This window comes from Kitasatospora cathayae (assembly GCF_027627435.1).
Lineage (GTDB): Bacteria > Actinomycetota > Actinomycetes > Streptomycetales > Streptomycetaceae > Kitasatospora > Kitasatospora cathayae.
Genome location: NZ_CP115450.1, coordinates 4,981,203 through 4,999,685 on the forward strand (window position 1 = coordinate 4,981,203; position 18,483 = coordinate 4,999,685).

Annotated in this window: 19 protein-coding genes; 12 read left to right on the top strand and 7 right to left on the bottom strand. The window is 70.9% G+C overall.

What is annotated here, in order from left to right:
- Window positions 1-50 precede the first annotated feature (50 nt).
- The 3 genes from O1G21_RS22190 to O1G21_RS22200 all read left to right on the top strand — a co-directional run bounded on the left by O1G21_RS22190 (window position 51) and on the right by O1G21_RS22200 (window position 2,006).
- Window positions 51-596: a flavin reductase family protein gene (locus O1G21_RS22190; protein WP_333493487.1), complete on the top strand. Its 546-nt coding sequence runs from the start codon at window positions 51-53 to the stop codon at window positions 594-596.
- A gap of 78 nt (window positions 597-674) precedes the next feature.
- Window positions 675-1,523: an NAD(P)H-binding protein gene (locus O1G21_RS22195; protein WP_270146356.1), complete on the top strand. Its 849-nt coding sequence runs from the start codon at window positions 675-677 to the stop codon at window positions 1,521-1,523.
- 114 nt (window positions 1,524-1,637) lie between these two features.
- Window positions 1,638-2,006: an antibiotic biosynthesis monooxygenase family protein gene (locus tag O1G21_RS22200; protein WP_270146358.1), complete on the top strand. Its 369-nt coding sequence runs from the start codon at window positions 1,638-1,640 to the stop codon at window positions 2,004-2,006.
- An 80-nt stretch (window positions 2,007-2,086) separates the two neighbouring features.
- Here the strand turns inward: O1G21_RS22200 and sigJ are convergent, their stop codons facing one another.
- Window positions 2,087-3,004, bottom strand: coding sequence for an RNA polymerase sigma factor SigJ (sigJ, locus tag O1G21_RS22205; protein ID WP_270146360.1), 918 nt, complete (start codon window positions 3,002-3,004; stop codon window positions 2,087-2,089).
- 139 nt (window positions 3,005-3,143) lie between these two features.
- Window positions 3,144-3,626, bottom strand: a complete 483-nt coding sequence (locus tag O1G21_RS22210) for a hypothetical protein (protein WP_405000695.1) — start codon at window positions 3,624-3,626, stop codon at window positions 3,144-3,146.
- A gap of 462 nt (window positions 3,627-4,088) precedes the next feature.
- Here O1G21_RS22210 and hemL point away from each other — a divergent pair, with 462 nt between their 5' ends.
- From hemL to O1G21_RS22245, 7 genes are all read left to right on the top strand, one after another.
- On the top strand, window positions 4,089-5,417 hold the full coding sequence (gene hemL, locus O1G21_RS22215) for a glutamate-1-semialdehyde 2,1-aminomutase (protein WP_270146364.1): 1,329 nt from the start codon (window positions 4,089-4,091) through the stop codon (window positions 5,415-5,417).
- A gap of 62 nt (window positions 5,418-5,479) precedes the next feature.
- On the top strand, window positions 5,480-6,130 hold the full coding sequence (locus O1G21_RS22220; protein WP_270151172.1) for a histidine phosphatase family protein: 651 nt from the start codon (window positions 5,480-5,482) through the stop codon (window positions 6,128-6,130).
- 142 nt (window positions 6,131-6,272) lie between these two features.
- Window positions 6,273-6,887 (top strand): TlpA family protein disulfide reductase, encoded by a 615-nt coding sequence (locus O1G21_RS22225; protein WP_270146365.1) that lies wholly within the window; start codon window positions 6,273-6,275, stop codon window positions 6,885-6,887.
- Window positions 6,884-7,657 carry a cytochrome c biogenesis CcdA family protein gene (locus O1G21_RS22230; RefSeq protein ID WP_270146367.1) on the top strand — a complete coding sequence of 258 codons (774 nt, stop codon included), beginning with the start codon at window positions 6,884-6,886 and terminating at the stop codon, window positions 7,655-7,657. Before O1G21_RS22225 ends, O1G21_RS22230 begins: the two co-directional genes overlap by 4 nt.
- Before the next feature lie 2 nt (window positions 7,658-7,659).
- On the top strand, window positions 7,660-9,423 hold the full coding sequence (resB, locus tag O1G21_RS22235; RefSeq protein ID WP_270146368.1) for a cytochrome c biogenesis protein ResB: 1,764 nt from the start codon (window positions 7,660-7,662) through the stop codon (window positions 9,421-9,423).
- Window positions 9,424-9,426: 3 nt separating this feature from the next.
- Complete coding sequence (gene ccsB, locus O1G21_RS22240; protein ID WP_270146370.1) at window positions 9,427-10,560, top strand: c-type cytochrome biogenesis protein CcsB; 1,134 nt, start codon at window positions 9,427-9,429, stop codon at window positions 10,558-10,560.
- A 140-nt stretch (window positions 10,561-10,700) separates the two neighbouring features.
- Window positions 10,701-11,087 carry a hypothetical protein gene (locus O1G21_RS22245; RefSeq protein WP_270146372.1) on the top strand — a complete coding sequence of 129 codons (387 nt, stop codon included), beginning with the start codon at window positions 10,701-10,703 and terminating at the stop codon, window positions 11,085-11,087.
- A gap of 27 nt (window positions 11,088-11,114) precedes the next feature.
- Here O1G21_RS22245 and O1G21_RS22250 read toward each other — a convergent pair whose 3' ends face one another.
- On the bottom strand, window positions 11,115-12,185 hold the full coding sequence (locus O1G21_RS22250) for a ScbA/BarX family gamma-butyrolactone biosynthesis protein (protein ID WP_270146374.1): 1,071 nt from the start codon (window positions 12,183-12,185) through the stop codon (window positions 11,115-11,117).
- Between the two features lie 350 nt (window positions 12,186-12,535).
- Between O1G21_RS22250 and O1G21_RS22255 the strand changes: the two genes are divergently transcribed.
- Window positions 12,536-13,153 (top strand): ScbR family autoregulator-binding transcription factor, encoded by a 618-nt coding sequence (locus O1G21_RS22255; protein ID WP_270146376.1) that lies wholly within the window; start codon window positions 12,536-12,538, stop codon window positions 13,151-13,153.
- Between the two features lie 57 nt (window positions 13,154-13,210).
- Here the strand turns inward: O1G21_RS22255 and O1G21_RS22260 are convergent, their stop codons facing one another.
- The 4 genes from O1G21_RS22260 to O1G21_RS22275 form a co-directional block, all read right to left on the bottom strand.
- A complete protein-coding gene (locus tag O1G21_RS22260; protein WP_270146378.1) occupies window positions 13,211-13,822 on the bottom strand; it encodes a ScbR family autoregulator-binding transcription factor in 612 nt (203 codons plus the stop codon).
- A 232-nt stretch (window positions 13,823-14,054) separates the two neighbouring features.
- Window positions 14,055-14,264: an acyl-CoA carboxylase epsilon subunit gene (locus O1G21_RS22265; protein ID WP_270146380.1), complete on the bottom strand. Its 210-nt coding sequence runs from the start codon at window positions 14,262-14,264 to the stop codon at window positions 14,055-14,057.
- 74 nt (window positions 14,265-14,338) lie between these two features.
- On the bottom strand, window positions 14,339-15,940 hold the full coding sequence (locus tag O1G21_RS22270; protein ID WP_270146382.1) for an acyl-CoA carboxylase subunit beta: 1,602 nt from the start codon (window positions 15,938-15,940) through the stop codon (window positions 14,339-14,341).
- A 451-nt stretch (window positions 15,941-16,391) separates the two neighbouring features.
- Window positions 16,392-16,853, bottom strand: a complete 462-nt coding sequence (locus O1G21_RS22275; protein WP_270146384.1) for a PLD nuclease N-terminal domain-containing protein — start codon at window positions 16,851-16,853, stop codon at window positions 16,392-16,394.
- Between the two features lie 94 nt (window positions 16,854-16,947).
- Between O1G21_RS22275 and O1G21_RS22280 the strand changes: the two genes are divergently transcribed.
- The gene (locus tag O1G21_RS22280; protein ID WP_270146385.1) at window positions 16,948-18,405 is read left to right on the top strand and encodes a menaquinone biosynthesis decarboxylase; all 1,458 of its coding nucleotides are present in this window, start codon (window positions 16,948-16,950) and stop codon (window positions 18,403-18,405) included.
- Window positions 18,406-18,483: the final 78 nt, after the last annotated feature.

An 18,483-nucleotide genomic window follows, 5' to 3' on the forward strand; every position in this document is an offset into this window, starting at 1 on the left:
GGTCGACCGGCTCGACTGGCGGTCGTGCGGAGGGAGAAAGGGGCCTCCTCGTGGTTCCATCGCAACAGTCGCCGGCGCCGGCCCGGCCGATCGCGCCCAGGGCGTTGCGCGACGCCTGCGGACTCTTCGTCACTGGCGTGACCGTGATCACCAGTGGTGACCGGGAGGGGATGGTCGGCACCACCGTCAACTCGTTCACCTCGGTCTCGCTCGACCCGCCGCTGGTGCTGTTCTGCCTGCACCGGGATTCACGCATCCGGGAAGTGGTGCAGCGCTCGGGCGGGTTCGTGGTGAACTTCCTCACCGGTCGCCAGGAGGAACTGGCCTGGGCGTTCGCGGGGCGTCGGACCGCGAACTTCGACGATGTGGCGCACCATCGTTCGGAGCACGGTCTTCCGGTTCTCAGTGAGGCGCTCGCCTATCTCTCCTGTCGGCTCGTGAACGAATTCGACGGCGGCGACCACACCATCTTCATGGGTGAGGTGGTGGAGCTGGGGGAGCCCCGACGGAACCACGATCCGTTGATTTTCTTCCGGGGCTCGATGGGAGCTCTCGAGGATGAGCCGAGCCCTTTTCATCCAATCATGGACGGGTGAGCCTCTTCGGGCTGTAGCATCGGTATGACTGAACTTCCGTGCAGCAATGATGGATTGACGTACAGCCAAGGAGGATTCATGTTTCTGATCACCGGTGCAACCGGAAATGTCGGTCGTGCGCTGGTCGAGCACCTGGTCGAGGAGGGCGTTCCGGTGCGCGCGGTCACGCGCAATCCGGAGTCGGCGGAGTTCCCGGAAGGCGTCGAGGTCGTCAGTGGTGACCCGAGTTCCCCGGAATCCCTCGCCGAGGCCCTTTCCGGGGTCTCCGGCCTCTTCCTCAACCCGGCGGCGGTGGGCGGTTCGACCGCCGGTCTGCTGGAGCTCGCGCGTGAGCGTGGCGTCAAGCGCGTCGTGATGCTCTCCTCCGACGTCGTCGTCGACGGCGTCGCCGAGCAGACCGACTCGATCGCCGCCTGGCACAAGCAGATCGAGGAGACGGTCGTCGCCTCCGGGCTGGAGTGGACGATCCTGCGCGCGGGTGAGTTCGCCACCAACCTGATCGGGCTCTGGGGTCCGCAGATCCGCGCGACCGGCGTGGTCCGGGCTCCGTACGGCCACGGCACCACGGCGCCCATCCACGAGCGGGACATCGCGGCCACCGCCGTGCGCGCCCTGCTGACCGACGAGCACCTCAGTGCGACCTATTCGCTGACCGGCCCGAAGTCGCTGACCCGGGTCGAGATGGTGGAGATCATCGCCCAGGTGCTGGACCGCCCGGTGCGCTTCGAGGAGCTCTCCCCGGAGCAGGCGCTCCAGGCCATCCTCGCGCAGGGCACCCCCAAGCCCATCGCCGACTCGATCCTGGCCCTCCAGGCGGAGTCGGTGGGCCGTGAGGCGCACGTGGGCACCGGTGTCGAGGCGGTCACCGGGAAGCCGGCCCGGCCGTTCGCCGAGTGGGTCGCCGACCACTCAGGCGTGTTCGCCTGATGGTTCCGCCTCGCCCGCTGCCTACCCCCGGGGCAGCGGGCGAGGCGTTTTTCCGGCACGTTTCCGCACACTGCTGTTCTCCTGCTGTACTCCGAATCGGAAGGCGAATCACCGGTGATCAGGATCGACCAGCTGGACAAGTCGACGGACTTCATGTCGCAGCTCCAGGAGAAGACCGGCCCCATCGTGCTCATCAACACCTTCATCGTTCCCGAGGGGAAGATGGAGGAGGTGCTGGCCATCTGGGAGGGCGATGCCAAGTTCATGAAGAGCTGTCCGGGATTCATCTCGACGCAGCTGCACCGCGGTACGGGCAATAGCCACACACTGGTGAACATCGCGGTGTGGCAGTCCACCGAGGCGCTCCTCGAGGCATTCAACAACCCGAATTTCAAGAAGGCATCCTCCGCCTATCCGGACGGTATGGTCGCCTACCCGCACGTACTGGAGAAGGTCTCCATCGACGGGGTTTGTGTCGCATAACGATCGATGGGCAACGAAGCCGCCGGGCGGAACAGGGGCACCCCTGTTCCGCCCGGCTTTTTCGTGTTTTCCACGGTTGCTCAGTCCACGTGGTTGAGCTTGTCCGGATTGGTCACGGCGTAGACGCCGATGACCTGGTCCCCCACCGGGGTCAGTTCGATGACGAGTACGGCGTACGGTGCGCCGTCCGAGAAGAGCAGGGCGGACGGATCGCCGTTGACGTGCCGGTAGCGGATGTCCAGCCCCTTCGGGGGGCGGGAGGCGACTGACGCGAGCAACCGGGCGACCTTGTCGCGCCCCAGGATCGGGCGGAGCCCCGCCGCCCGCGCCTTGCCGCCGCCGTCGGTCCACATCGTGACGTCGGGCGCCAGCAACTGCAGCAGCGTCGCCAGATCGCCGCCGAGCGCGGCCGCGAGGAACTGCTCGGTCACCTGCCGGCGTATCCGCGGGTCCGTCTGGAAGCGCGGCCGTCGGGCGTGGACGTGCTCGCGGGCACGGTGGGACAACTGGCGGATCGCCGAGGGGGTGCGTCCGAGGATGCCGGCGATCTCGGTGTGGGCGTAGTCGAACACCTCGTGCAGGACGAACACCGCCCGCTCCAGCGGGGTCAGGGTCTCCAGTACGACCAGCATCGCCATCGAGACGGCTTCGGCCTGCAGGGCCGGAGCCGCGGCGTCCGTGGCCGACGGGGTGTCGACGCACCTGCTGACCACGGGCTCGGGCAGCCAGGGGCCGACGTAGACCTCGCGGCGCCGGGTCATGGTCGTCTGCCGGGCGAGCGCCCGGTTGACGGCGATCCGGACGAGGTAGGCGCGTGGGTTCTCGATCTGCACCGTCTCCGCCCGTTCGTGCCGCTTCGTCCAGGACATCCAGGTCTCCTGGAGGACGTCCTCGGTGTCCGCGATGCTTCCGAGCAGGTTGTAGACGACCGAGAAGAGCAGTTCACGGTGCTCGGTGAATGCGGCGGTCGGCGAGTCACTCGTCGGCTGGATGGGCATGCGTCAGTCCTCCTGCGGGGTCGTCGCTCCTAAGAGTCCCGGGCGGCGCCGAGTGTGACATCCGGTCGCGGGCGCTCGCCGTCGCCCGACGGATCGTGGTTGACGGCCGGTCAGGAGTCGCCGCCCCGACCTCCGCCCGTCACGGCCAGACGAGGCAGTACAGCTGGTGCCCGGCCTCGTGCAGCCGGTTCGCGAAGTCCTGCCACTCGTGCAGCATCGTGTAGATCACGAAGGCGTCGCGCGGACCGCGGCGGTCGGGGACGGTGGACCAGATGAAGGCGGCGGCGCCGAGTTCCGTCTCGTCCGCCTTGCGGAGCGGTTCGACCACGTTGTGGGGGAGTTGGACGACGGCGTAGTCGGGGTGCAGCACGACGAGCTCCAGCGGCGGCACCTGGTGCAGCGGGACGCCCTGGATGCCGGTGAGGACCATGGCGCTCATGGTCTCCGGCTTGATCTTGGTGGAGAGGTGGCCGGTGGGGGAGCCGCTGGTCTCCATCAGGTCGCCGAGCCGCCCCAGCGAGCCGAGTTCGCCGGCGTCCAGGCCGAGGCCCCCCGGACCGAGGGCGGTGGGGACTCTGGCGGCGGTCGCGCGGTCCGGTGCGCCGAAGTACTTGTAGGTCACCCCCACGCGTCCCTCACCCCGCCTCTCGCCGCCGCGACGACCACGACCCGTACCCGCTCCCGTACCCCCGCGTGCGGTTTCGGCGGGCCTGCGGGAGCCACCCGCCGCCTCGTCGAAGCCGTCCTGCGCCTCGGACACTCGGACCATCCTCACCGGAATTCGCCGGAATCGACAGACCCCCGCACGCCCGGCGCCCACCGGACGTGCTCCTTACCCGTCATGCGCCGCCGTACCCACTCGCGGTAGGCGGCAGTCCTCTCCACACCCCTGCACCCGACCGGAGCGCTCGCGCGCCCTGGGCACACAGTCTGACTGGTCCGTGCTCCGGAACAGCCATCGGCCCCGCCCGTACGCGACCGCCACGGACAACCGTCACGGACAACCGTACAGACATCGGTGCCCGGATCATCGTTCCAGATGATCGGGCCGGACATGCAGAGCTCAAGGACACGATTTGAGACCATGTCTTCCGTGAGCTACCCCTACGAAGCCCCCCAGTCCCAGTCGCTGTTCGATCGCGCCTCCGTGGTCACGCCCGGCGGCGTCAACTCCCCGGTGCGCGCCTTCCGCGCGGTCGGCGGTACGCCGCGCTTCATGGTGTCCGGCACCGGCCCCTACCTCACCGACGCCGACGGCCGTGAGTACGTCGACCTGGTGTGCTCGTGGGGTCCGATGATCCTCGGCCACGCGAACCCCGCCGTGATCGACGCCGTCCAGCGGGCCGTCGCCCTCGGCACCTCCTTCGGTACGCCCGGTCAGGGCGAGGTCGAGCTCGCCGAGGAGATCGTCGCCCGGGTCGCCCCGGTCGAGCAGGTCCGCCTGGTCTCCTCCGGCACCGAGGCCACCATGTCCGCGATCCGGCTCGCCCGCGGCTTCACCGGCCGGGCGAAGGTGGTCAAGTTCGCCGGCTGCTACCACGGTCACGTGGACGCGCTGCTGGCCGCCGCCGGTTCCGGCGTGGCGACCTTCGGCCTGCCGGACACCCCGGGTGTCACCGGCGCCCAGGCCGGCGACACCATCGTGCTGCCGTACAACGACCTGGCCGCCGTCGAGCAGGCCTTCGCCGCTCACCCGGGCGAGATCGCCTGCGTGATCACCGAGGCCTCGCCCGGCAACATGGGCGTCGTCCCGCCGCTGCCCGGCTTCAACGCCGGCCTGGCCCGGCTCTGCCGGAACAACGGCGCGCTGTTCATCTCCGACGAGGTGATGACCGGCTTCCGCGTCTCCAAGGCCGGCTGGTACGGCCTGGAGGCGGCGAACGAGGGCTGGGCGCCGGACCTGCTGACCTTCGGCAAGGTCATGGGCGGCGGCTTCCCGGCCGCGGCCTTCGGCGGGCGCGCCGACGTGATGGCGCACCTGGCCCCGGCCGGCCCGGTCTACCAGGCCGGCACCCTGTCCGGGAACCCGGTCGCCACCGCGGCCGGCCTGGCCCAGCTGCGCGGCTGCACCGACGAGGTGTACGCGACGGTGGACAAGGTCTCCGCCGAGATCTCCGGCCTGGTCTCCGGGGCGCTCACCAAGGAGGGCGTGGCGCACCGGCTGCAGACCGCCGGGAACATGTTCTCGGTGTTCTTCACCGAGGCCGCGGTCACCAACTACGACGAGGCCAGGACCCAGGAGGCGTACCGTTTCACCGCCTTCTTCCACGCGATGCTGGCCGAGGGCGTCTACCTGCCGCCGTCCGCCTTCGAGTCCTGGTTCGTCTCGGCGACCCACGACGAGCGGGCGATCGAGCGGATCGCCGCCGCCCTGCCGGCCGCCGCGCGCGCCGCTGCCGCCGCCACGGCCTAGCCGAAACCCACCCCAGGAGTAGTTGAGAAGTGAGCGCCAAAGAGATCACCGTCGTCCACCTGATGCGTCACGGTGAGGTGCACAACCCGGAGGGCGTCCTGTACGGGCGCCTGCCGGACTACCACCTGTCCGAGCTGGGCCGGCAGATGGCCGACCGGGTCGCCGAGGACCTGGCCGACCGGGACATCACCCACGTGGTGGCCTCCCCGCTGGACCGGGCCCAGGAGACCGCCGCGCCGATCGCCAAGGCGCACGGCCTGGACGTCGCGGCGGACGAGCGGCTGATCGAGGCGGAGAACGTCTTCGAGGGCAAGACCTTCGGCGTCGGCGACGGCTCGCTGCGCAACCCCGGCTACTGGAAGTACCTCACCAACCCGTTCAAGCCCTCCTGGGGCGAGCCGTACCTCGACCAGGTGGTGCGGATGATGGGCGCGCTCGGGGCGGCCCGGGACGCCGCCCGCGGGCACGAGGCGGTCTGCGTCAGCCACCAGCTGCCGATCTGGATCGTCCGCTCCTTCGTCGAGCGCCGCCGGCTCTGGCACGACCCGCGCAAGCGGCAGTGCTCGCTGGCCTCGCTGACCAGCTTCACCTTCGAGGGCGACAAGATCGTCTCGGTCGGCTACCGCGAGCCGGCCCGCGACCTGCTGCCCGCGCACCTGGTCGGCAAGGGCCGCAAGGGGGACAAGCCGGTGGGCAAGAGCTTCGGCGCGTGACGCCCGTAAGCGGTGCGTAAGTATGACTTCGGGTCACCTGGCGAGCGCCGGGTGACCCGAAGTCTTCGCAGGTCAGAGCAGGTGCGGCGCGCAAGGGAGGACCCCCCCGAACCCGCCTGGAACTCCATGCGAAACTTTTCACATGTCTGCCATGACGCGCCCCCGTCCCCGTGTCGCCGCAGCCGCCGCCACAGTCGCCGCCGCTGCGCTCGTCCTCACCGGCTGTTCCTCCTCGGGCTCGTCGAGCAGCGGCGAAGGCCAGGTCGGCTTCGTCACCGTCAAGGGGACCAACCTGTCGAAGGCGGACACCGGCAAGCGCGGGGACGCGCCGGACGTCTCCGGGGAGACCCTCGAGGGCAACCAGGTCAAGCTCTCGGACTACCGCGGCAAGGTCGTGGTGCTGAACGTCTGGGGTTCCTGGTGCGGGCCGTGCCGGGCCGAGGCGAGGAACCTGCAGGCCGTCGCGGACGAGTACAAGGACAAGGGCGTCCAGTTCCTGGGCGTCAACACCCGGGACACCGACAAGACCAACGCCGTCCGCTTCGAGCAGGAGCAGGGCGTCAGCTTCCCGAGCATCTTCGACCCGGCGGGCACCCAGCTGCTGAAGTTCCCCAAGGGCAGCCTCAACCCGCAGTCCATCCCGACCACCCTGGTCGTCGACCGCGACGGCAAGCTGGCCGCCCGCGCCGTCGGCGGGACGACCCAGGAGGCGCTGGAGTCGATCGTCCAGCCGGTGGTCGCGGAGCAGCAGCAGTGAGTGCGCCACTCCAGCTCGCGGACACCTTCACCACCGTGCAGAGCGGTGCGCTGCTGGCCGCGGCGCCGATCGCGCTGGCGGCCGGGCTGGTGTCGTTCTTCTCGCCCTGCGTGCTGCCGCTGGTGCCCGGCTACCTGTCGTACGTGACCGGCTTCTCCGCCGCCGACCTCGCCGACGCCCGGGGCGCCCGGCGCGGCCGGATGCTGCTCGGGGCGACGCTGTTCATCCTCGGCTTCACCGTGGTCTTCGTCTCCGGCGGGGCGCTGTTCGGCCAGTTCGGCAACACCCTGCTGGAGCACAAGCGGGCCATCTCGATCGTGCTCGGCTCGCTCACCGTGGTGATGGGCCTGGCCTTCATGGGCCTCGTCCCCGGACTGAGCATGCGCGAGGTGCGCTCCCACCGCCGCCCGGCCGTCGGCCTGCTCGGCGCGCCGCTGCTGGGCGTGGTGTTCGGCGTCGGCTGGACGCCCTGCATCGGCCCGACCCTCGCCGCCGTCCAGACCCTGTCGCTGAACCAGGCGGACGCGGCGCGCGGGGCCCTGCTGATGACCTTCTACTGCCTGGGCCTCGGCGTACCGTTCATCGTGGCCGCGCTGGCGTTCCGCCGGGCGCTGGGTGCCTTCGGGTGGGTCAAGCGGCACTACCCGCTCGTCATGCGGATCGGTGGCGGCATGCTCGTCGCGGTCGGTCTGCTGCTCGTCACCGGGATCTGGGATTCCTGGATGAGTGAACTGCAGTCCTGGACCGGCGACTCCCAGATCGGAATCTGACCGTGAGCAAGACCACGACCGATACCGAGCTGCCCCCGGCACCGGACGAGGACGCCGCCGCCGAGCGGTTGAGCACCGCGCCGGTCGAGTCCGAGGGCCCGACCGGCATAGGAGTGCTCGGCTGGGCGCGCTGGATGTGGCGTCAGCTGACCTCGATGCGGGTCGCCCTGATCCTGCTGTTCCTGCTGTCGCTGGCCGCCATCCCGGGCTCGCTGATCCCGCAGAACGGCCAGAACCAGTTCAAGGTGCAGACCTGGAAGGCGCAGCACACCGCGGTCGCGCCGATCTACGAGAAGCTCCAGCTGTTCGACGTCTACAGCTCGGTCTGGTTCTCGGCGATCTACATCCTGCTGTTCGTCTCGCTGGCCGGCTGCATCATCCCGCGCACCTGGCAGTTCGTCGGCGTGCTGCGCTCCCAGCCGCCGGCCGCGCCGCGCAACCTGACCCGGATGCCGGTGCACGCGGCCTGGCGCACCGGCGCGGACCCGGAGCGGGTGAACGCCGCCGCCCACCGGCTGCTGCGCAAGCGCGGCTTCCGGGCCAACCTGTCCGGCGGCTCGGTGGCCGCCGAGAAGGGTTACCTGCGCGAGGTCGGCAACCTGCTGTTCCACCTGTCGCTGTTCGCGCTGCTCGGCGGCTTCGCCTGGGCCAGCCTGGCCTCCGGCACCGGCGGCAAGCTGATGGTCGAGGGCCAGGGCTACTCCAACACCATCACCCAGCTCGACGACTTCACCGGCACCCGGTTCTACGGCAACCAGGACCTCGACCCCTTCTACCTGAAGCTCGACGACTTCACCTCGAAGTTCCAGAGCACCGGCGACCAGATGGGCGCCGCCCGGCAGTTCACCGCGAACGTCGAGTACTACCAGGGCAGCGACGAGTCGAAGCTGCGGAAGGGCACGATCGAGGTCAACCACCCGCTGGAGATCGGCGGCAGCAAGGTCTACCTGATCGGCCACGGCTACGCCCCGGTCATCACCGTCCGCAACGGCAAGGGCGACGTGGTCTACCACGACGTCGTGCCGTTCCTGCCGCAGGACGCCAACCTGACCTCGACCGGCGTGGTGAAGGTCTCCGACTACGGCGTGGGCCCGGACGGCAACAAGACCCAGCTGGGCTTCTCCGGCTTCTTCCTGCCGACCGCCCCGCTGAGTTTCGCCGGCACCGGCCCGATCTCGCTGTTCCCCGGCGACGCCGCCCCCGAGCTGGTGCTGAACGCCTTCGCCGGCGACCTCGGGACCGACTCCGGCCTGCCGCAGAACGTCTACCAGCTGAACACCGCCAAGCTCACCCAGCTGAAGCAGGACGACCAGCCGGCCAAGGCGTTGCTCAAGCCCGGCCAGGGCTGGACCCTGCCGAACGGCTACGGCAGCGTCACCTTCGAGGGCTACAAGCAGTGGGCGAGCTTCAACGTCTCGCACCGCCCGGGCAACGCGATCGCGCTGACCGGCGCCGTGCTGGCGATCCTCGGCCTGATCGGCTCGCTGTTCATCCAGCGCCGCCGGATCTGGGTGCGGGCGGTGGCCCTGCCGGGCGGCGGCACCCAGGTGGAGCTGGCCGGGCTGGCCCGCAGCGAGTCGGCGAAGATCGCCGAGGAGCTGGCCGAACTCGCGGTGGACCTCCAGGACGACGCCCCGGCGTCGGAGGAGGACGAGGAGGCCGAAGCCGCGGTCGAAGCCACGGCCGCGGCCGAGGAAGCAGCATCCGACCCCGAGGCCGAGGCCTCAGACCCCGCAGTCCCTGCCGACCAGAACTCCAAGGAGTAGACGGTGCATCTCGCCTCGGGAGTCGACCCACAGCTGGCCGACCTCTCCAACAAGCTGATCTATTCGGCGATGGCGGTCTACACGATCGCCATGTTCGCCCACATGTTCGAGTGGACGTTCGGCAGCAAGGGCGCGGTCGCCGTCCGTTCCAAGGAGCAGTCGGGCAACCTGGCCGAGACCGTCGCCGCCGCCGCGGAGACCAAGGCAGCCAAGAAGGTCACCGTCACCGTGGCCGGGACGAAGGGCGGCACCACCACGCTGACCCGCACCGTCCTGGCGGGCGAGGGCGCGACGGTGGTCACCGGTGGTCGCGCCGACGAGGACGTGGACGGCCCGGGCGCGGCCGGCACCAGCGAGAAGGCCGACCTGGCCGGCCGCATCGCGATCTCGCTCACCGTCCTGGCGCTGCTGCTGCACGGCGGCGGCATCGTGGCCCGGGGCCTCTCGGTGTCCCGCTGGCCGTGGGGCAACATGTACGAGTTCTCCTGCGCCTTCGCCTTCGCGATGACGGCCGCGTACGTGGTGCTGCTGGCCGCGCGGAAGAACGTCCGCTGGCTCGGCCTGCCGGTCACCGTCGCGGTGCTGCTGACGCTCGGCATCGCGACCCAGGTGCTGTACACCGATTCCGAGCAGCTCGTCCCGGCACTGCACTCGTACTGGCTGGCGATCCACGTCTCCACCGCGATCTTCTGCGGCGGCGCCTTCTACGCGGCGTTCATCGCCACGCTGCTGTACATCGGCAAGGACTCCTTCGACAGGCGGATGGCGGCCGGCCTGACCACCGGTCCGCTGGGCACCTCGCCCTCGATCTGGCGCAGGCTGCCCGCCGCGTCCACCTTCGACAAGCTGTCCTACCGGATCAACGCGCTGGTCTTCCCGCTGTGGACGTTCACCATCATCGCGGGCGCGATCTGGGCCGAGGCCGCCTGGGGCAAGTACTGGGAGTGGGACCCGAAGGAGACCTGGTCGTTCATCACCTGGGTCGCCTACGCGTGCTACCTGCACGCCCGCGCGACGGCCGGCTGGAAGGGCCGCAAGGCCGCGTACCTGGCGCTGGCGGCCTTCGGCTGCTGGCTCTTCAACTACTACGGCGTGAACATCTTCGTCACCGGCAAGCACTCGTACGCGGGGATCTGACCGGGGGCGGCGCACCGATCGGCCCGGCTTTCCGCAGGAGGTGGCCGGGCCGAGGTGCGACAGGGGTAGGTCGTGCCGGCCGTCCGTGCCGGTACGGGGAGGAACGAGGAGGAAATCGCGCAATGGAGTGCGACGAGGTCATGCTGACCGTCCGAATCACCGCCGCCGAGCAACTGCTGCTCCGACGGCTCGCCCAGGGACACCGGAGCGACGTGTCCGAAGTGGTGGCCGACGCTCTGCTGGACATCATCCCCACGCTCAGCGCGCCGGGGGACGCCTACCGGCTGCTGAGCGCCCTCGCGACGCCGGCGCCGTGCGCGCTGACCGTCTGGCTGCCGACCGCGCTGGCTGACCTGCTGGTGCCCGGCGCGGCCCGGATCGCCCAGATCACCGACGTCCGGATCGAGTCGGCCAGCGCGGCGCTGGGCGCGGCGCTGCGGCTCTGGCTGGCCCAGGACCCGGCCCGGCTGGCGACCAACCTCAGCGTGATGCACGCCGGGCGGCCGGCCGCCCTGGTGGCCGCCTGACGGGGGAGCGGCCCCGCCGAACGGGGCTCAGCTGGCCAGCGGCAGCAGGCCGGGAACGGCGGGGCGGCCGTCGAAGGCGTCCCGCCGGACCGGCACCCGCGGACCGTCGACCGGCTCGGTGAGCAGCCGGCACTCGGCCGCCGTCCGCCCGTCCTGGAGCAACCGGACCAGGACGGGGGTGCGGCGACCGTCCGGTGACCGCTCGCGGACGGCCCGCACGAAGCAGGGCCGGTCCAGCTCGATGTAGCGGTCGAAGGAGGTCACCAGCTCGACCGGGACCACCGGTTCGGGGTGGTGCAGCCGCTGGGCGGCCTGCCGGGCGGCCTCCAGCACCAGCATCCCGGGCACGTGGTCCAGCTCGTGGTCGAACAGCACCGGGTGCCCGGCGTCGGCGCGCAGCAGCCAGGTGTCCGGCCGCAGGGTCGGGCTGAGCACCACGTCCGCGGGCTGCGCCCGGCCGACGAGCTCGGGCGCCGCGGGCTCCGGCGGCCGGGGCGGGGCGACGACCTGCCGGCCGGGGCCGCGCAGCCGCTCGTAGGAGGCGGGGGTGACCACCCGCAGCTGGCCGGAGCCGTGGCCGATCCGCAGGCCGTCCCGGGTGATCTCGGCGTGCACCCGCAGCGAGACGAGCCGGCCGTGCCGCATCCGGACGTCCTGGCAGCCGACGGTGAGCATCAGCGAGGCCGGGCCGGCGGTGACGGCGAGCCCCGGCAGGCCCGGCTCGCCGAGCGCGTAGCCGAGGTCCTCCATGACGAAGTGGTGGTCGCGCGGCACCCCGAAGCCGGCGTGGCCGATCAGCAGCCCGGCCTGCCGGACGGTCTCGGCCATCAGCACCGGGTCGTGGTACCGGTCCCCGGGCAGCCGGTAAAAGCCGTGCAGCCGGGGCCACTGGGCGCCGAGCAGGAAGTCGTACGGGCCGGTGGCCTGCCAGCCGGTGAGGAAGACCTCGGAGACCGAGGCGCGGTGCACCAGGTGCCGGGAGACGGTCCGGTCGTGGAAGTCGTAGCCGGAGCCGGGGCCCTGGCCCGCGCTCGGTCGTCCGCCGGAGCCGGGGTGGGCGTACGGGCCGTGAGCGTCCGGCTCTACGATCAATGGCATGACTGGCCCCAGCTCCAGGGTGTCGGTCGAGCGGCCGCTACGGTCGCCCCACAGCAAAACATACATACCACCCGGTTTGTGTTCTGCGGCCGGGGGTGACCCGTCGCGGTGCCCGGGCCGACCACGCTACCTGGCCCCTGGTCTGCGGTGATGCTCGAAACGGGCAGGGCAGACCTTGGGCGGGGGTCGGTCCCCGCTGGACGGCGGGGTCGCCACAGGCGCTAGATTAGATACCAACCATGCGGTTTCGGCCGGAGCCGTCCGCATGCGAGGCGCCGCCACCGACCGAGGGCGCGCCGACAGCAGCCGGGTGGGGCGGGGAGCGCGACCGGCGGAGTCCGGAGGGGTCAGTGGTCAAGCAGGAACGCGCGGGGCGGACCAGGCGGGCCGTGCTGCTCGCGGCCGCGGACACCTTCGCGCAGGTCGGATTCGACGCCGCCAGCCTGGTCGACATCAGTCGCCGGGCCGGGGTGAGCAAGGGCGCCCTCTACTTCCACTTCGTCTCCAAGCAGGCCCTGGCCGACGGGGTGCGGGCCGCCGCCGGGCGGGAGATCGGCTCGGCCGCGCTGCGCGCCCTGCGCGCCGAGGGCCGGGCCGTCCAGGGGCTGATCGACTTCTCGCACGAACTGGCCCGGCTGCTGCGCGAGGACGTGGTGGTGCGGGCCGGCGTCCGGCTCGGCCGCCAGGGTCCGCGACCGGACGACGGCACGTCCGGACCGGACACCGCCTGGCGCAGCCTCACCGCCGTCGTCCACCGGCTGCTGGACCGCGCCGCCCGGGCCGGCGAGCTGCGCCCGGGGGCGGACCGGCGCGCCTGCGCCGAGCTGCTCACCGCGGTGGTGGCGGGTCAGGTGCTACTGGCCGCCGACGGGGTCGGGCGTCCGGGGCCGGAGGCCGTCGGGCGGCTCTGGGCGGCCGCGCTGCCCGCCCTCGTGGCGCAGGAGAACTGCGCGGACTACCGGTTCTGAGCGGTCCCGGCGAGGGCGCAGCCGCGTTCGGCGACGGCCACCCGCGCTCGGCGACGCTCAGCCGCGCTCGGCGACGCTCAGCCGGGCGAGCGCGTGCGGCTGGACCAGCCCCGGCAGCAGCAGCGTCCACAGGTCGGCCATCCGCTGGATCAGGTCCTGCCGGTCGGCCAGCACCTGGGAGCTCAGCTGGATCCCGGTCACCGCGCCGGTGATCACCCCGGACGCCGCCACCACGTCGACCCCGGGGTGGAGGTCCCCGGCCGCCTGGGCGCGCTCCAGCAGTTCGCGCACCAGGTCCATCCAGCCCTGGTAGGCGGCGATCTGCGGCTGGGTGAAGCTGCCGTGCTCGATCGTCAGCCGGATGCTGCCGCGCACCAGCGGGTCCTCCTGGAGCGCGCGGGCGAACGCGTACCCGAGGTCGATCAGGGTCTGCACCGGGCTGTCCGAGGAGGGCGCCCAGGAGGCGATCCAGGCGCCCTGGCCCTCCATCACGGCGAGCGCCAGCTCCTCCTTGGAGTGGAAGTGGAAGTACAGCGCGCCCTTGGTGACGCCGGCCCGGTCCAGGATCTCGGACATCGTGGCGGCGGCGTAGCCCCGCTCGTCGAACACCTCGGCCGCCGCGAGGAGTACCGCCTGGCGGGTCGCCAGCGCGCGGGCCTGCCTGGCCATCGCAGCCTCCCTGGAAAGTTCTGTACCTCGGCAGCGGCCGATCCTACGGGGGGCCGACGGGGCGACCGGCGCGTACCGTCCGGTAGGTATCCTACCGAGCCGCTCCGTGCCCGATCGGACGGGTGCGAACGGTGGCGCGCACGCTCCGGGGCGGGCCGCAGGGCCGGTCCGGACGGCCCGACGGCCGGTCACCCGGAAGGGGTGACCGGCCGTCGGGGGAAGCCCGGAAGCGTCAGGCGGCCTGCTGCCAGCTGACCGGCGAGTAGTACGCCGGGCGGCGCTCCAGCCGCTGCCAGCGGGCGATCGGCTCGACCTGTGCGGTGGCCGCGGCCTGCTGGGCGACGGCCGCGCGGGCCGCCAGCACGGCGGTGAGGGCGGCGAGTTCCTCGTCGGAGAGGCTGCCGCGGACGATGCGGACGAGGGGTTCGGCGGAAGCGGTCATGTCCTGGTTTCTCTCCCCCGGTTGCTGTGGTGTGTGGTGTCGCTCGGTACGGCCTGCTGCTGCGAACCGCGCTGCTACATCGGCGGGTTGCCGTGCTTGCGGCTGGGCAGGTCGGCGTGCTTGGTGCGGAGCATGGCCAGGGCGGAGGCGATCACCTGTCGCGTCTCGGCCGGGTCGATGACGTCGTCCACGAGGCCGCGCTCGGCCGCGTAGTACGGGTGCATCAGTTCGCTCTTGTATTCCTTGATCTTCTGGGCGCGCATGGCGTCCGGGTCCTCGGCGCCGTTGATCTCGCGGCGGAAGATGACGTTGGCGGCGCCCTCGGCGCCCATCACCGCGATCTCGTTGGTCGGCCAGGCGTAGGACAGGTCCGCGCCGATGGAGCGGGAGTCCATCACGATGTAGGCGCCGCCGTAGGCCTTGCGCAGGATCAGCGAGATGCGCGGCACGGTGGCGTTGCAGTACGCGTACAGCAGCTTGGCGCCGTGCCGGATGATGCCGCCGTGCTCCTGGTCGACGCCGGGCAGGAAGCCGGGCACGTCCAGCAGGGTGACCAGCGGGATGTTGAAGGCGTCGCACATCTGGACGAAGCGCGCGGCCTTCTCACTCGCATTGATGTCCAGCACGCCGGCCAGCGACTGCGGCTGGTTGGCGATGATGCCGGTGACGTGGCCGTCGACCCGGGCCAGCACGCACAGCACGTTGGTCGCCCAGCGCTCGTGGACCTCCAGGTACTCCCCGTGGTCGACGATCTCCTCGATCACCTTGCGCATGTCGTACGGGCGGTTGCCGTCGGCGGGCACCAGGTCCAGCAGGCTGTCGCTGCGCCGGTCGACCGGGTCGTCGCTGACCACGGACGGCGGCATCTCGCGGTTGTTCTGCGGCAGCAGCGACAGGAGGTAGCGGACCTCCTCGATGCAGGACTGCTCGTCGTCGTAGACGAAGTGCGAGACGCCCGAGACGCCGGCGTGCACGTCGGCGCCACCGAGGCCGTTCTGGCTGATCTTCTCGCCGGTCACCGCCTGGACCACGTCCGGGCCGGTGATGAACATCTGCGAGGTCTCGCGGACCATGAAGACGAAGTCGGTCAGCGCGGGGGAGTACGCGGCGCCGCCGGCGCACGGGCCGAGCATCACCGAGATCTGCGGGATGACGCCGGAGGCCTTGGTGTTGCGCTGGAAGATGCCGCCGTAACCGGCGAGGGCGGTGACGCCCTCCTGGATGCGGGCGCCGGCGCCGTCGTTCAGCGAGACCAGCGGGGCCCCGGCCGCGATGGCCATGTCCATGATCTTGTGGATCTTCTGCGCGTGGGCCTCGCCCAGGGCGCCGCCGAAGATCCGGAAGTCGTGCGCGTAGGTGAACACGGTGCGCCCGTGCACGGTGCCCCAGCCGACGATCACGCCGTCGGTGTGCGGCTTCTTGGCCTCCAGGCCGAAGCCCTGGGCGCGGTGCCGGCGCAGCGGCTCGACCTCGCGGAAGGAGCCCTCGTCCAGCAGCAGCTCGATGCGCTCGCGGGCGGTCAGCTTGCCCTTCGCGTGCTGGGCCTCGGTGGCCTTCTCGCTGGGGCCGCGGCGCACCTTCTCGCGGAGCTCGTGGAGCTCGGCGACCCGCCCCTTGGCGTCGACCGGGACCTCGGGGACCTCGCCGCCGACCGGCGCCTCATGCACAACCGTCATCTCGAACCACTCCAAGGGTGAGGGAACTGTCCGACAGCCAACGTCTGCTGTGCCCCCGGCTGCGAATCAACTTCTTCACTTATGACTGTACGAGGGGCCGTGCGCTGGTTTCGGCGTCGATTCCGTACAAGGTCGAGTTCGTTTAGCTGTGAGGCTTGTACAGAAGCGGTCGGGTCGAAGCGGGTGCGCTCGGTGTCCGTTCGAATACTGGGGGTTGTCGGGCAGATGATGGTCCGATGATCTGAGCATGAAGAAAAGCGCAGGTCAGGGCCGTCTCGCAGCACTGTGGGGAGGCCGTCCAGGGTACGGCTCAAGGGTTGCTCAACCCCGGTGCCGGGAACGGGCCGATTCGTGCCGGAGGGTCCGCAGTCGTAGGGAAGCGCCAAAAACGCCGCGGTTCACCCGCCGCTGGCCGGGTGGGCTGTCCGGGGGAGCGGCCGAACCGCTCCGATCAGCTCTGGCGCCCGTCCTCGGGCTCGTCCCCGCCGCGCAGCTCCCGCTCGCGACGGCGCAGATCGGCCTCCCACTGCCTGAGCATGGACTCGTGATCGTTGTCGTTCCCCTTCAACGACCCGTCGTTCCCCTTCGCCGAGCCGTTACCGAGGGAGGCGAGGAACTCCGGATCGTCGTCCGGCGCCAGCGGACGCCCGCCCCGCGGGGAGCCGTACCGCGCCCGGCCGTCGGCGGCCGGCCGCCCCGGCCGCCCGTCCGGCGCGCCGACCCGCAGGAAGCCGCGCCGCCTGCCGACCGCCAGCCAGGCGATCGGGCCGAGCGGCGGGAAGAGCAGCACGATGATCACCCAGATCGGCTTCGGCAGGTGCTTCACCTCGCCCTCGGGCGTCACCAGGCAGTCGATGAACGCCCACACCCACAGCGCGAGCGGAAGCACGATGGTCAGAAGAATCCTCAGCACGGCTGCGATCTCCCCCCGGCGCGGGCGGTAGCGGCGGGCGCCTTCCCGGGGCCCTTGACCGAGCCAGGCTATCGGGTGGCGGATACTGACAGGCATGGCATACGACGATCTCCGCTCGTTTCTCCGGGCCCTCGACCGCGAGGGCGACCTCAAGCGCATCAAGGCGGAGGTGGACCCGCACCTGGAGATCGGCGAGATCGTCGATCGCGTGCAGAAGGCCAAGGGCCCCGCGCTGTTGTTCGAGAACGTCAAGGGCTCGTCGATGCCGCTCGCGATGAACGTCTTCGGCACCGAACGCCGCCTCGCCAAGTCGCTCGGCCTCAAGGGCCCGGAGGACATCTCCGAGAAGATCGCCGGTCTGCTCAAGCCCGAACTGCCGCAGGGCTTCACCGGTTTCCGGGACGCCTTCGGCAAGCTCGCCTCGATGGCGCACGTCCCGCCCCGGCACGTGAAGTCCGGTGACGCCCCGGTCCAGGAGGTGGTGCTCACCGGCGACGACGTCAACCTCGACGAGCTGCCGGCGCTGTTCACCTGGCCGCTGGACGGCGGCTCCTTCTTCAACCTGGGCCTGACCCACACCAAGGACCCGGACACCGGCATCCGCAACCTCGGCCTCTACCGGCTCCAGCGGCACGACCGCCGCACCATCGGGATGCACTGGCAGATCCACAAGGACAGCCGCAACCACTACGCGGTCGCGGCCCGCAGGGGCGAGCGGCTCCCGGTCGCGATCGCCTTCGGCTGCCCGCCGGCCGTCACCTACGCGGCCACCGCGCCGCTGCCCGGCGACATCGACGAGTACCTGTTCGCCGGCTTCATCGCGGGCGAGCGGGTGCGGATGGTCGACTGCAAGACCGTCCCGCTGCAGGTCCCGGCCGACGCCGAGGTGGTCCTGGAGGGCTGGCTGGAGCCCGGCGAGATGCTCCCCGAGGGCCCGTTCGGCGACCACACCGGCTTCTACACCCCGCAGGAGCCCTTCCCGGCGCTGAAGATCGACTGCGTGACGATGCGCCGCCGTCCGATCCTGCAGTCCATCGTGGTCGGCCGCCCGCCGACGGAGGACGGCCCGCTGGGCAAGTTCACCGAGCGGTTCTTCCTGCCGCTGCTGAAGATCATCATCCCGGACATCGTCGACTACGACCTGCCGGAGGCCGGTGGTTTCCACAACTGCGTGATCGTCTCGATCGACAAGAAGTACCCCAAGCACGCCCAGAAGACGATGCACGCGATCTGGGGCGCCCACATGATGTCGCTCACCAAGCTGATCATCGTGGTGGACTCCGACTGCGACGTCCACGACTACCGGGAAGTCGCCTGGCGGGCGTTCGGGAACGTCGACTACAGCCGCGACCTCACCGTGGTCGAAGGCCCGGTCGACCACCTCGACCACGCCTCCTACCAGCAGTTCTGGGGTGGCAAGGCGGGCATCGACGCGACCCGCAAGCTCCCCGAGGAGGGCTACACCCGGGACGGCGGCTGGCCGGAGATGGTGTCCTCGGACCCGGCGACCGCCGCGCTGGTCTCGCGCCGCTGGAAGGAATACGGACTGTGAGGAGCAACGTTGTGAAGACGAGCCAGACGTGGGGGGCCCGTCGGCCCCGCACCGGCGGGGATGTTCCGGAGTACGGCC